The following is a 13,604-nucleotide window of genomic DNA, read 5'->3' as shown; positions in this document are numbered from 1 at the left end:
GGTAATAACTTGGATAAATTTAATCCAGAGGTATTCACTAAGGTTATTAAAGCAGGAAGAAGAACTTATTTCTTTGATGTTCGACCTACAAAAAACACATCCGAATTTTATATAACCATTACCGAAAAGAAACGGAATGAAGAAACATCAGAGAAGTTTAAAATTTTTTTATACAAAGAAGATTTTGAAAAATTCTTAAACGCTCTTCAGGAATCAATCGAATTTGCGAAAAAAAATAATTCTAAGAAAAGTTAATTTATTTGATGATCTCGGTTGAAGATATTTCAGTCCAATTCTCTGGTGAATACTTATTTCATTCTGTTTCTTTTAAAATTAATCCTTCCGATAAAATTGGAGTAGTTGGTCCAAACGGATGTGGTAAAACTACTCTACTAAGAATTCTTGCAGGTGAAATTGAACCCGAAAATGGTTCAATTAATTTTCAAAAGGGTATCAAAATCGGTTACCTACCGCAAGATTACATCAGCGAAGTAACAGATGAATACCTTTTTGATGAGGTTTATAAAGCCAATCAAGAAATTTATGAGCTTGAAAATCTTGAAAAAGATTTGTTGAAAAAACTTGAATTGCATCAAGATAAAAACTTAATCGAAAGATTAGGCTCTGTTCAACTGCGACTTCACCAACTAAATCCAGAAACTTATAAATCAGAAATTATTAAGGTTCTTCTTGGACTTGGGTTCACCGAAAAAGATTTCAATCGAAAGTTGTCCGAGTTTAGCGGCGGATGGCGTGTTCGTGTCGCAATTGCAAAATTACTATTATCAAACGCCGACTTACTTTTACTCGATGAGCCTACAAATCATCTCGATTTTGACTCACTTGAATTTTTAATCTCATACCTTAAAAAATTTCGTGGTGCACTGCTTGTAATTTCTCACGATACACATTTTTTAAATTCGGTTACAAATAAAACTCTCGGTTTTTCCTTTGGTAAAGTAATAATGTTCAATGGTAATGCTGATGAATTTTATAAATATCAAGAAGCTCAACGCAACCAATTAATCCTTGAATATAAAAGTCAGCAAAAAAGAATTAAACACATCGAACGCTTTATTGAACGGTTTAGATACAAAGCAACAAAAGCTCGTCAGGTTCAAAGCAGAATCAAAATGCTTGAAAAGATAGAAACAATTGAAATCCCCGACGATGAAGAAGTAATTAGCTTCAATTTCGAGGATATTCCCAAAAGCGGGAAAGTAGTTATTACACTTGAAAATGTTTCAAAATCTTATGATGGAGTTGAAGTTTTTACAAATTTAAATTTACAAATTGATCGCGGTGATAAAATTGCTGTAGTTGGATTAAACGGAACTGGAAAAAGTACATTAGCCAAAATTCTTGCTGATGTAGAAACAATCAGTTCAGGCATTAAAACTTATGGACACAACGTAATTATAGGTTATTATTCACAAAATTTGATCGAAGAATTAGATTTAAATCAAACTGTTTTAGAAACAGTTGAATATGTTGATCCAGAAAAGACACAATCTCAGGTTAGAAAATTACTCGGATGTTTTCTCTTTGAAGGAGAAGATGTTTTCAAAAAAGTAAGCGTATTGTCCGGCGGCGAAAAAAGTCGATTAGTTTTATTAAAAATCTTACTCAAAAAATCTAACTTTTTGATTTTAGACGAACCCACAAATCATCTGGATCGCCAATCAAAAAAAGTTTTACAAGATGCGCTTATTGATTATGATGGTACATTGGTGATCGTTTCTCACGATGTTGATTTTGTCAATCCAATTGTAAATAAAGTAATAGAAGTTAAAAACAAAAACATAAAACTTTACTACGGCAACTTAGACGACTTCATTCATCTAAAAAAATCTGAAGAAGACACATTAAATAATGGAAAACCAAAATCTATTGGTAAGCTCAACGAACAAAACATTAATCAAAGAAAATTACAGAAAAGAATTGAAGCAGAAAAAAGACAAAAATTTTATGCGTTAACAAAGAACTTCAAAGAAAGAATCAATTTTCTTGAAAAAGAAATTTCAAAACTTGAAGAGCAAAAGAAAAATCTTGAACAACTTTTCTCTCAACCCGATAAAGTTTCTCCCGAGAGGAATATTTTTGTGGAATATAAAGAAATTTCAGAGAGAATTGACCAGTATCTTGAAGAATGGTCTCATCTCTCTGACGAATATGAAAGAATTGAAAAAGAAATTTTCAACGAAACTGATAATTAAAATCACCACTTTGTCATTTCTTTATTTCCGAAGGAAGTACCAACTCTTACAGCAGTCTTTATCATCTGACAATCTAAAGGAACAAGCTTTTTCTTTTTAATTGCATCTTTAATTGGGATAGAAGTTATCTTATCGCCTTTTAGTGCGACCATTTGACCAAATTTTTTCTTAGCTGCAATTTCAATTGCATAAGTTCCAAAACGAGTTGCAAGAATTCGATCAAAAGGAGTTGGGCTGCCGCCTCTTTGCAAATGACCAAGAATTGTTACTCGTGTTTCCAGTCCGGTCATCTCTTCTATTTTTTTCCCAACAAGATGACCAATTCCTCCCAATCTAACTGGATCAGTTCTTTTCTTATCTTTTTCTTGAATTACAATTTGACCGCCCAAAGGTTTAGCACCTTCAGCTACGCAGACAATACTAAATCGTTTTCCTTTCGTACTTCTTTCAATTACTTTTTCAGCCACATCTTCCCATTTAAAAGGAATTTCGGGGATCAAAATAACATCTGCACCGCCGGCAATTCCAGCACCGAGGGCAATCCAGCCTCCATATCTTCCCATCACTTCGATTACCATCACGCGATGATGCGATGATGCTGTTGTATGAAGTCGATCTATTGCTTCTGTCGCCACATACACTGCTGAGTCATAACCAAATGTTAAATCGGTACCATTTAAATCGTTATCAATTGTTTTAGGCACACCAACAATATTCAATCCAAGTTTCATCAATTGAGACGATATGTGCATTGAACCATCACCGCCAATAACAATCAAACAATCTAATCCCCAGCCTTTATAATTTTTTACAGCAAGTTTAGATTTATTTTCAATTACAATTTTTTCGCCGTCATCTACGGGCCAATGAAATGGATCACCTTTATTAGAAGAGCCTAATATTGTCCCTCCAACATTTATAATTCCTGATACATCACGGTTAGTTAATTCATGCATTTTACCTTCAACAAGTCCTTCAAATCCATCTTCAATTCCAATTACAGTCATTCCCATTTCAATTGCTGGTTTAGTTACTCCCCTTATTACTGCGTTAAGTCCCGGACAATCGCCTCCACCAGTCAAAATTCCAATTCGTTTTACTTTCATTTCAACTCCAATTTTTTCAAAATTAAAACTAAATAATTAGTTAAAGAAACATTTGATTTATTAAAATCAAATATTAACCAGCATATAATCTTCTATTTTTAAAGATCCAACATTTGCATCACATCATTAACCAGAAAAGACAAACTTGAATTAAGAAATAAATAAACTGTTAGAATTACATATAACTTTTAGTGACTAATCAAAATTAAAAAGAACAAGATTATTTCCAGCAGAAACACTAAGTCTCATACTTTTTTCTTCTTTTCAAAGCAAGTCCACCAAAACCAGAAATTACAGCCATATAAAATCCGAAGTCATACCACCAACCAGTATTGTTCGTCTCATAGATTCTGATATTTGGATCAAACAGCCCAAAAACAAGTGAAACAGGTGCAATCCAGCCATGCCAGATACCAAGAAAAAATCCAGCAGGCATTTCTCTTTCACTTGATTGTGTTGGAAAACAGCCCACAAAAAGGAAGAGCATAGATATAATTAATATGATTTTAATTTTGCTCATTTTAAATCCTTTCTTATTTTATTCTTAACTTAAAAAAATATCCACAAAAAATTATGGAGGTTCAGATGTTAGATGAATTCAAAAAATTCGCATTAAAAGGGAATATGATTGATATGGCAGTTGGAATTATTTTAGGAGCTGCCTTCGGATCAGTAGTTAATTCCCTTGTTAATGATATAATAATGCCTCCGCTCGGTTTTCTAATTGGCGGAGTGGACTTTAAGGATTTATTTATCACAATTAAAGGTGGACCTGTAAGTTCACTTGAAGAAGCAAGAAAAGTTGGTGCGGTTGTCTGGGCTTACGGTAATTTCATCACAACATTGATCAATTTCTTAATAATAGCTTTCGCTCTGTTTTTAGTGGTTAAATCAATCAATACGATGAGAGAAAAATTAGAAAAGAAAGAAAGTAAAACTAACTAAAACTAAGTTAATTAAATCATTTTTAATCTAATCGAGTCGCAAAGTATCAAAATAAGCTTTGCGACTCGTTTGATTTTTATTTTTCCATGCAAACAGAAAATTCGAATTCAAAACATTTATCTATCCATCAGATTTGGATTCTATTCGAATTAATAACTTTCAACATTAAGTTTCTTTTTTTTAATTTTGATTAAGATTTAAGGATAGACTTTGTGACAAGAGACTTAACTTCTCAAAGAGTTATTTATATAGATCTTCTTCGATTTTGTGCGATCTTCTTAATGGTTCATGGGCATACAGTTGATGTTTTACTTAGTCAAGAATTCAGACGACCGGATTCTTTAGGTTTTAATACCTGGCTGTTTTTTAGAGGGTTAACTGCACCGTTATTTCTTTTTGCTTCTGGTTTTATTTACGGCGTTAGATTTAGAAGGACCGATTCGCTTGAGAAATTTAGAAAGATAAAAATTAAAACAATTCGACGAGCATTGCTTTTAATCTTTATTGGTTACTTGATGAAATCGCCTACACCAACATTTATAGATTGGGAACATGTGACTTATCAAATGCTTCAGCTCTTTTTTGCGATTGATATTCTTCAATTAATTGGTGCGAGCTTGCTCATTTTTCTTGGAATGGAAATCTTGGCAAGAAAACTCAAATACGATGCTGCTCGGTATTTAATTATCATTTCTATTCTTTTTGTGTTAGGGAAACAACTTGCAACACTTTTGGATTGGGAAGAGGTATTTCCGATACAAATTTCATCCTGGTTTTCGCAAAGCACTGGCTCGTTGTTTCCACTTTTTCCTTGGGGTGCATATTTATTTTTAGGTGGTGCTGTTGGAATTTATTTTCAGCGTAAAAATTATTTATCAGATATGCTTCTTCTTACAAAAATTCAACTTAAAATTGGCATTATTTTTATTTTATCCGCTTTCCTAATTAATCTCCTTGAAATAAAATTCTTTGGAATGAGCACATTCTGGACAACTAGTCCAACACTTTTTTACGCCCGGTTTGGGACGGTTTTAATTTTTGGGAGTCTTTTTTCTGTTTTATCGCTCTACATTAAACGAATTCCAAAATTCTTATACAATGCAAGTAAAAATTCACTCTGGATTTATGTTGTTCATGTAATGATGCTATATGGAAGTTCTTGGAATCGAGGAGTGAAAGATTTTCTTGGATATAAATGTAATGTAGGTGAAACTATACTTGGCGTAATCACAATGTGGATTTTAATGATTTTATTTTCAGAAGCATTGACTTATTATAACAATCAGCTCTATCCATTAATTAAATCAAAACTTAAAAAGATTTTTGTAGGCGAGATAACTTAATTTGTTTATAACCAAGATAATTTTTTAAGTTTGCACAAGTTCATTGAAAACTTTGCTGGTCCATTTGGTTAAAAGGGAAACTGGTGAAAATCCAGTACTGCCCCGCAACTGTGAGTGCGTATAGCTGTTAACAAAAAGCCACTGTTCCGATTAAAATCGGAATGGGAAGGCGTTAGCAGCGTTGCACAAGTCAGGAGACCTGCCAGCAAAGTAACGAAACTTTTTCCTTCGAGGGAAAGGAAGGTTTCTAAAGCTCATATTGAGTTTTTTAAACCTCTTCACTCGAAGAGGTTTTTTGTTTTAAAAAATTTGAATTGAAAATGAAAAAAATAAAAATCATATATCTCATCATTTTTATCTTTCTTCACAGTGCAATTGCGCTTTCTGAAAGCTTTAAAACAAAATCTGATACGACTTCAGCACGAGATAGTCTTAAAACTTTTATCACAGAACAAATAATCATTTCAGATAAATCAGATTTTTTTGACAAAAAAATTTCAAGTGCTTTTACACGAAAATTAAGTTTGAATGAAAAGTTAAGTTCACTATCTATCGGGAACCTGCTCGCATCCACATCAGGAATTTTTACCAGATCTTATGGTGCAGAGGGCAGCCTTCAAACAATCTCAATTAGAGGAGCAGGTTCGGAATATACTTCTGTCTTTATTAATGGAATAAACTACAACAATTCATTAAATGGTGTATTTGATTTCAGTAAATTTTCTTCCGATGAAATTTCTGAACTAATTATTAAAAAAGGTAATGATTTCGATCCTCTAAATAATAATTCATTTGGCGGTGTAATTGAATTAAATCCATTTGAAAAATCGGATACAACAAAATATTCACTAAAAATTCAAAGAGGCAGTTTTGATTTAAAGGGAATTAATCTAAATACAACCGGCTCATTTAATAATCTTTATTATAAAATTAATTTCTCACATAAATCGGCAAAGAATGATTATGAATATTATTTCAACAATGAAAAGGGTATCAGGAAAAACAGCGATATTAACCAGAAATCAATTAATTCTACTTTTATAAATCAATTTTCTGTCTTTAATAAAACTGTGAAATTACTTTCATTTATTGGTTATCTTGATAAAAATATGGGATTGCCAAATTTTGTTTCATCCAATCGTCATAATGATAGCAGAACAAGAGAAAGAGAAAAAAATTTTTCAACTTCAGTTAATTCAAAAGTTTCTCTTGACAATTTTCTGATTAACGGAATTTTCGGATTTCAAAGCAACAAACTTTCGATTGACGATCCAATACTTTCCATTAATCTTAGAACAAAATTTTTTGAGACAAATGAAAAGTCTTTTAATTATAAGCTTTTTGTTAATTATATAAAATCAGATTTCAGTTTTTCTTTTGGATACATATCAACGCTTGAAAATTTTGATAGACTTGAACTAAGGGAAAATGAAAGTTTAAGAAACAAATTTCTCAGAGAAGTAAACAGCTTTAATTTTACTTCAAATTATTCCCAGAGAATTTTAAATGATGATTTTAATTTGAATTTAGCTTTCCTTTTTTCACAGAACTATGTAAAAGATAAATCCAACAATTTAAATCACTTCAATCATTTCCCGAATTTGAGAGCTGGCATTTCAATTAATTCATTTTCATCTAAGCTAACACTTTATGCAAATGCAGGAACTGGAACTCGAATTCCAAACTTTTATGAAATCACATTTTCAAAATTGACCTCATTAAACAATCGTGAACTGGAACCAGAGAAAATTATTAATTACGAGTCGGGAATTCGTTTTAAGCAAAAATCAATTTCTCTTGAATTAACATACTTTAATTTTGATGTTAGGAATAAAATCATCTGGCAGCCGCAAAGAGTTGCTTTCTTCAGCCCAATAAATTCTGGAAGAATAAATTCCAGTGGGATTGAATTTAATTTAGAAGGACTCCAATTTTTTCAAAATTTTTATCTCAACGGAAACTATACATTAATTAATGCTTTGAAAAAATCTAAGCTTAGTGAAAGCGATAATTCATTCAACAAACAACTTCCTTACATTCCAAAACACAAAGCCTCAATTTCAATTCAATACATAAATAAAAATCTTACTTTCGATTTCACAACAAATTACTACAGCAGAAGATTTATTACTGAAGATAACGATGTTTTATTCTCACTTGAACCAGTTTTTATTTCAAACATTCTGACTTCTTATGACTTTAAATTTTTTAATCTCAAATTCTCAACTCAATTTTATATTCAAAACTTATTCAATAAATCTTATCAATTAATCCAATCTTTTCCGATGCCTGGAAGAGAGTATCGTTTAACAATTCAAATGGAGGTAAAATGAAAAGCAAATTTCTCTTAATCGCTCTTCTTTCAATAATTTTTTATTCCTGTTCAAAGGATAATTCAACTCAACCAGTCACACAAATAACAAAAGGAGTATTTGTCATTAACGAAGGATTATATCTTCAAAACAACAGTGAAATAACTTTTTATGATCCAGCAACAGACCAAACAATTACAAATTTCTATTCTCAAAAAAATGGGAAGATAATCGGCGATAATGCAAATAGTATGTTCATTTTCGATAACAAAGGCTATGTTGCTGTTGATGGAAGCAATAAAATCGAAGTCATTGATCTAAAGGATGGATCATCGCTTGGAATAATTGATCTCGGGCAAAATGGAAGTCCAAGAGAAATTTTTATCTTAAATTCAAATCGTGGTTTCGTTACAAGCTTCAGTAAAAATTCAGTGATTGAGTTTAATCCTACCAGTTTCAGCATAACGCGAGAAATTCCAGTAGGAAAATATCCCGAAGGCATTGCCTATGCAAATTTCAAACTTTTTGTTGCTAATTCTGATCTTGGTAATGGGAATACTATTTCGGTAATTGACCTTAATTCAAATTCGGTTGTAAAAACAATTCAAGTTGGACAAAATCCAAGATTTGTTTGTATTTCAAACGATAACCGAATTATAATTGGTTGCTCGGGAGATTTTTTCAGCTCCGAAGGTTTGGGCGGTTATTATTTTATTGACCCGGTTAATCTCACTATCACTGATTCAATTTTATTGAAATCTCATCCTCAAGATTTTGCTTTGACAAAAGATAATTTTCTTTTTTACATAAATGATCGAGGAATTGGCAGAATTAATTTATCTAATAAAAATGTTGATACAGTTCTTATTGATGGAATGACTATAAATGATATTTACGGAATTGCATATTCACTCGCTTTCGATGAGATAAATCAGAAATTATATGTTGGCAATCCAAAAAACTTCACTCAGAATGGTGAAGTGAAAATATTTGATCGCAATGGAAATTATCTGAAAAAGTTTGATACCAAAATTAACCCAGGCGCAATTTACTTTTATCGTTAAAAAGGCTTTAATTTATTCTGAAAGAAAGTTATTTTAGTTTTAGAAAAAATTATAAACAAAACGGAGCGAATAGGTTGATGAGAGAATTTCTACAGCTCAAAAAGATTTCAACAAACAAAGAGGTGCAAAAATGAAAAAGTTCATTTTAATCATCCTTTTTCTCTCATCAAATCTATTCTCTCAAACTGCATTTGAGTTTTTAAGACTCGATGCAAGTGCTCGATCAGCCGCTCTGGGTGGTGCATTTGTCAGTAATGTTGACGATCCAAACTCGATTTTTTATAATCCTTCATCAATCCAATTCGTTGAGTCAAATAGTATTTCTTTTGGATTTCTCAAACATCTATTAGATGTCAATTCAGGTTTTGCCAGCTATACGACGCAATTTGAAGGTTTTGGCAAATTTGGTTTTGGGCTAATGTATACAAATTATGGTAGTTTCGATGAACTTGATGAGTTTGGAAATTCCAGCGGTTCCTTTTCAGCCGGTGATTTAGGTTTAGTTGCAAATTATTCTGGACTGGTTAGAGAAAATTTAAGTTATGGGTTTAACTTGAAATTTATTTACTCCTCAATTTATAATGTCAATTCAATTGCTTTTGCTGGTGATTTCGGATTACTCTATAATAATGCACCGAAACAATTTTCAATTGGTCTTTCAGTATTAAATTTTGGTTCACAATTAAAAGCCTATTATAATTCAAAAGAAAAACTACCGGTAGATGTTCGCTTAGGATTAAGCAAAAAACTCGAACACACACCATTCAGATTATATTTAGAATTTACAAAACTTAATCAAACGAATAACGGATTATTTTCAGGATTTAATAATTTCATTCTTGGTGGTGAAATCTACACTTCAAGCGCATTAACATTCCGATTTGGTTTTAACAATGAAAAAAGAAAGGAGTTCAAAGTTGGGACTACAACTGGAACTGAAGGATTTAATTTAGGTCTTGGAATTAATTTAAGCGGTTACAGGTTTGATTATGCCATCTCTTCATTTGGCAAAATTGGATCACTTCACAGAATAAATCTCTCCACAAGATTTTAGCTCAAACTAAACAGAGTTTACAAAAAACAAAAAGCTGTCGCGGTAAAAACCACGACAGCTTTTTTATCATCTTCACAATCAAAAAATTTATTTGGCTAATTCGTTTGCTTCAACAACAGCAATAGCAGCCATATTGACAATATCATTCACATCACAACCTCTTTGCAAGACATGGATCGGTTTACCCATTCCCATCAATATTGGACCAATTGCATCGGCATTTCCAATTCGCCAGAGTAATTTGTAAGCAATATTTCCTGAGTCAAGATTTGGAAATACAAGAACATTAGCTTTGCCTTTAATTCGAGCAAATGAAAAATCTTGCTCAAGAATTGGCGGGTAAACTGCTGTATCTGCCTGCATTTCGCCATCGACAATTAAATCTGGCTCTTTTTGTCGAATTATCTCAACAGCTTTTGCAACTTTTTCACTTTCAGGATAAGGTGCATTACCGAAATTACTGAATGAAAGCATTGCGACTTTGGGTTCAATATTAAATCGTCTTGCTGCTTTCGCTGCCAGAATTGCAATCTCTGCCAGATCTTCTGCAGTTGGATTAACATTCACTGTTGTATCAGCAAAGAAGAAGGCTTCGTTTTTGACCAGCATAATGTAAAGACCAGAAACTTTCTTTACTCCTGGTGCAGTCTTTACAATTTGGAGTGCTGGTCTGATTGTATCTGGGTAATGAGAAGTTAGACCTGAAATCATTCCATCGGCATCACCCATCTTAACCATCATTGCGCCGAAGTAGTTTGGCATCTTCATATATTTTTGAGCTTCTACTCTGGTAATTCCTTTCCTTTGTCTGAGCTTGTAAAATTCTTCAACATATCTATCATAATGCTTGCAATTTTCTGGATCAATAATTTCAAATTCACTTGAATTAATTTTATGTTTTTCAATTAATTCTTTGATTTCACTTTCTTTGCCAAGCAGAATTGGTTTTGCAATATGATCGTCAACAAGAATTTCAGCAGCTTTTAAAATCTTAACCTGATTACCTTCGGGAAATACAATTCTCTTCATACTACCTTTAGCTTTTTCAATCGCGACTCTTACAATCTGCTTAGAGATACCAAGTCGTTCTAATAATTGATGTTCATATTCGTCCCAATCTGTAATTGGTTTACGAGCAACGCCAGTCTCCATTGCGGCTTTTGCAACAGCAGGAGCGACATAAGTTAAAACGCGTGGATCAAATGGTTTTGGAATGATATATTCCTTACCAAATTTCAATTCAACTCCGCCGTAAGCTCGAATAACAGATTCGGGGACTTCTTCTTTTGCAAGTTTTGCGAGAGCGTAGGAAGCTGCAAGTTTCATCTCATCGTTAATTGCTGTTGCTCTAACATCAAGTGCTCCCCTGAAGATAAATGGAAATCCAAGAACATTATTTACTTGATTTGGATAATCACTTCTACCAGTTGCCATAATGATATCCGATCGAGCATCAGTTGCATCTTCATAAGTAATTTCTGGATAGGGATTCGCCATAGCAAAGACAATAGGATTTTTCGCCATCGATTTGACCATTTCTTTTGTCACGACATTTCCAACTGAAAGACCGACAAATACATCGGCATCAACCAGAGCTTCAGCAAGAGTTCGGGCGGTCGTATCGCTGGCAAACATTTCTTTGAATTCATTCATATGTTCTTTTCGTCCTTTGTAAATAACTCCAGAGGTATCGCACATTATTATGTTTTCTTTTTTCACACCTAACAAAGTGTAAAGATGTGCGCATGAAATTGCAGAAGCGCCAGCACCATTAAAGACAACTTTTATTTTATCCAATTCTTTTCCAGCCAATTCAACTGCGTTCAATAAGGCTGCGCCGCTAATAATCGCAGTTCCATGTTGATCATCATGGAAAACTGGAATTTTCATAGTTCGTTTCAATTCTCTTTCAATGTAAAAACATTCTGGTGCCTTTACATCTTCCAGATTTATTCCTCCAAATGTTGGTTCAAGCAATTGAACGCAACGTATAAATTCATTCACATCCTTTGTATTGATCTCTATATCAAACACATCAATATCCGCGAATCTTTTGAATAAGACGCCTTTACCTTCCATTACAGGTTTTCCAGCCAGAGGTCCGATATCTCCGAGTCCAAGAACAGCTGTACCATTGCTGATCACAGCAACCAAGTTACCCTTAGCAGTATATTCATAAACTAATTCTTCATCTCTTGCGATTTCAAGACAGGGTTCAGCAACTCCCGGTGTGTAAGCGAGGGAAAGATCCCATTGTGTTTGACAGGGCTTGGTTGGGATAACTTCAATTTTTCCTTTTCTGCCCTGAGAGTGATAATTGAGAGCATCTTCTTTGTGAATTTTCATAATTCTCTCCCGTATTAATTAATTTTTATTTTAAATAAATCATCTTCTTTACCTGAGCGAAACTACTCAGGTTTATTCTATAAAACAAAATTGAATTTGATAATGAAAGATTTAATTGATTTAAGTCAAAATAGATTTCATTAAAACCATTTTTTAATTCATCCGATTCAAAAATTTTCCTGCCGAGAACATCATAGATTTCAAGCTTTAGGTTTGGCTGATATAATTTTTCTGGAATATAGACTTTGATTACAGTCGATGAATTAAATGGATTTGGAAAATTCTGTGATAAAGTTAACTCATTTTCAGCAATTAAACTCTCTTCGACTAAAGTTGCCTGATCAGCGTTAACAATTTGATTGGGCAAAACGGTAACAACTCTTCTATACAAACCATTTAATGCGGTAATTGTATAAGTTCCGGGCTTTACATCACCAATTGCATAGTTTTCTTGATAAACCTCATCGTTGCCTATGTATGGGTCATTAAAATTATAAGTCAATGCATAAGAAAATGTTGTGTAAGGCGGTCTCGGTTTTGGATCTGGCGTAATATCTACTCTTGTACTGTTTGCTGCATTTGGTATTCTGCCATAGATTGCTCCCATTCCTTTAATTGCGCACCATAATTCAGGATTTCTTCTTGAACGTGGTGAGCTATAGGATGGTGACCCTGCTCTGATTTCAAAATGTAAATGCGGTCCTGTTGAGTAACCTGTGTTTCCACTAATTGCGATTGGCTGTCCTCTTAATACACTTTGATTTTGTGCAACCAGTGGTCTTTTGAGATGCATATAAAGGAAGTAAAATTGCTTTCCATTCAATTGAGATTGAATAATTACGTAATTCCCACCGCCGTTTGGTTCATAACCTCCGATTGTATCGTTTGGATTATATCCGACAAAGTAGACTAACCCATCTGTGGCGGAGAAAACTGTATCATAAGAAATCGAGTAATCAAGACCAAGATGAGCATAGTTTGGATCTTTAATATTTGGTTCACCATAAAGATAAGAACCATTTGCCTGAATATTATCTTTAACTGGTCTATGGATACGAAAGGTTTGTCCAAAAGAATTTTGAACACATAGAATGTTCAGTAATAATGCAATGAATAAACTCAATTTCATTTCAAAATAAAAATATTGAATGTTTATTAACTCACCTAAAATAAAAAAGGGACTAATTAATTAGTCCCTCTCTTTTTAGTTTTCTGAGT

11 protein-coding genes and 1 riboswitch are annotated in these 13,604 nt (G+C 32.9%); of the genes, 7 read left to right on the top strand and 4 right to left on the bottom strand.

Going from position 1 to position 13,604, the window contains the following annotated elements; all coding sequences use genetic code 11:
• Positions 1-9: 9 nt before the first annotated feature.
• Positions 10-255, top strand: coding sequence for a DUF3276 family protein (locus HPY57_07730; protein NPV11662.1), 246 nt, complete (start codon positions 10-12; stop codon positions 253-255).
• Between the two features lie 8 nt (positions 256-263).
• Positions 264-2,216 (top strand): ABC-F family ATP-binding cassette domain-containing protein, encoded by a 1,953-nt coding sequence (locus tag HPY57_07725; GenBank protein ID NPV11661.1) that lies wholly within the window; start codon positions 264-266, stop codon positions 2,214-2,216.
• Positions 2,217-2,218: 2 nt separating this feature from the next.
• Here HPY57_07725 and HPY57_07720 read toward each other — a convergent pair whose 3' ends face one another.
• Both HPY57_07720 and HPY57_07715 read right to left on the bottom strand, forming a co-directional pair.
• On the bottom strand, positions 2,219-3,322 hold the full coding sequence (locus HPY57_07720; GenBank protein NPV11660.1) for an ATP-dependent 6-phosphofructokinase: 1,104 nt from the start codon (positions 3,320-3,322) through the stop codon (positions 2,219-2,221).
• Between the two features lie 238 nt (positions 3,323-3,560).
• Positions 3,561-3,842, bottom strand: a complete 282-nt coding sequence (locus HPY57_07715) for a hypothetical protein (protein ID NPV11659.1) — start codon at positions 3,840-3,842, stop codon at positions 3,561-3,563.
• A gap of 65 nt (positions 3,843-3,907) precedes the next feature.
• Here HPY57_07715 and mscL point away from each other — a divergent pair, with 65 nt between their 5' ends.
• From mscL to porQ, 5 genes are all read left to right on the top strand, one after another.
• Positions 3,908-4,267 carry a large-conductance mechanosensitive channel protein MscL gene (mscL, locus tag HPY57_07710; protein ID NPV11658.1) on the top strand — a complete coding sequence of 120 codons (360 nt, stop codon included), beginning with the start codon at positions 3,908-3,910 and terminating at the stop codon, positions 4,265-4,267.
• A 212-nt stretch (positions 4,268-4,479) separates the two neighbouring features.
• Positions 4,480-5,610: a DUF1624 domain-containing protein gene (locus HPY57_07705; protein ID NPV11657.1), complete on the top strand. Its 1,131-nt coding sequence runs from the start codon at positions 4,480-4,482 to the stop codon at positions 5,608-5,610.
• A gap of 39 nt (positions 5,611-5,649) precedes the next feature.
• Positions 5,650-5,832, top strand: a riboswitch (cobalamin riboswitch).
• Between the two features lie 98 nt (positions 5,833-5,930).
• A complete protein-coding gene (locus tag HPY57_07700) occupies positions 5,931-7,943 on the top strand; it encodes a TonB-dependent receptor (protein NPV11656.1) in 2,013 nt (670 codons plus the stop codon).
• Positions 7,940-8,986, top strand: a complete 1,047-nt coding sequence (locus HPY57_07695) for a hypothetical protein (GenBank protein NPV11655.1) — start codon at positions 7,940-7,942, stop codon at positions 8,984-8,986. The genes HPY57_07700 and HPY57_07695 overlap by 4 nt, the downstream gene beginning before the upstream one ends.
• 130 nt (positions 8,987-9,116) lie before the next feature.
• Positions 9,117-10,040 carry a type IX secretion system protein PorQ gene (porQ, locus tag HPY57_07690; protein ID NPV11654.1) on the top strand — a complete coding sequence of 308 codons (924 nt, stop codon included), beginning with the start codon at positions 9,117-9,119 and terminating at the stop codon, positions 10,038-10,040.
• An 87-nt stretch (positions 10,041-10,127) separates the two neighbouring features.
• Here the strand turns inward: porQ and pta are convergent, their stop codons facing one another.
• Entirely contained in the window at positions 10,128-12,386 is a 2,259-nt protein-coding gene (gene pta / locus HPY57_07685) for a phosphate acetyltransferase (protein ID NPV11653.1), read from the bottom strand.
• A gap of 25 nt (positions 12,387-12,411) precedes the next feature.
• The gene (locus tag HPY57_07680; protein NPV11652.1) at positions 12,412-13,515 is read right to left on the bottom strand and encodes a peptidoglycan DD-metalloendopeptidase family protein; all 1,104 of its coding nucleotides are present in this window, start codon (positions 13,513-13,515) and stop codon (positions 12,412-12,414) included.
• Between the last annotated feature and the right edge of the window lie 89 nt (positions 13,516-13,604).

The sequence above is a fragment of the Ignavibacteria bacterium genome (assembly GCA_013177855.1).
Lineage (GTDB): Bacteria > Bacteroidota > Ignavibacteria > Ch128b > Ch128b > Ch128b.
The sequence above is the reverse complement of the archived record's forward strand: the minus strand, read 5'-3'. Positions and strand labels throughout refer to the sequence as shown.

What these genes read in the sequence shown, in the direction of transcription:
- HPY57_07725 (NPV11661.1), top strand. Translation starts at nt 264, where the DNA reads ATGATCTCGGTTGAAGATATTTCAGTCCAATTCTCTGGTGAATACTTA.
- HPY57_07720 (NPV11660.1), bottom strand. Translation starts at nt 3,322, where the DNA reads ATGAAAGTAAAACGAATTGGAATTTTGACTGGTGGAGGCGATTGTCCG.
- HPY57_07715 (NPV11659.1), bottom strand. Translation starts at nt 3,842, where the DNA reads ATGAGCAAAATTAAAATCATATTAATTATATCTATGCTCTTCCTTTTT.
- mscL (NPV11658.1), top strand. Translation starts at nt 3,908, where the DNA reads ATGTTAGATGAATTCAAAAAATTCGCATTAAAAGGGAATATGATTGAT.
- HPY57_07700 (NPV11656.1), top strand. Translation starts at nt 5,931, where the DNA reads ATGAAAAAAATAAAAATCATATATCTCATCATTTTTATCTTTCTTCAC.
- HPY57_07695 (NPV11655.1), top strand. Translation starts at nt 7,940, where the DNA reads ATGAAAAGCAAATTTCTCTTAATCGCTCTTCTTTCAATAATTTTTTAT.
- porQ (NPV11654.1), top strand. Translation starts at nt 9,117, where the DNA reads ATGAAAAAGTTCATTTTAATCATCCTTTTTCTCTCATCAAATCTATTC.
- pta (NPV11653.1), bottom strand. Translation starts at nt 12,386, where the DNA reads ATGAAAATTCACAAAGAAGATGCTCTCAATTATCACTCTCAGGGCAGA.
- HPY57_07680 (NPV11652.1), bottom strand. Translation starts at nt 13,515, where the DNA reads ATGAAATTGAGTTTATTCATTGCATTATTACTGAACATTCTATGTGTT.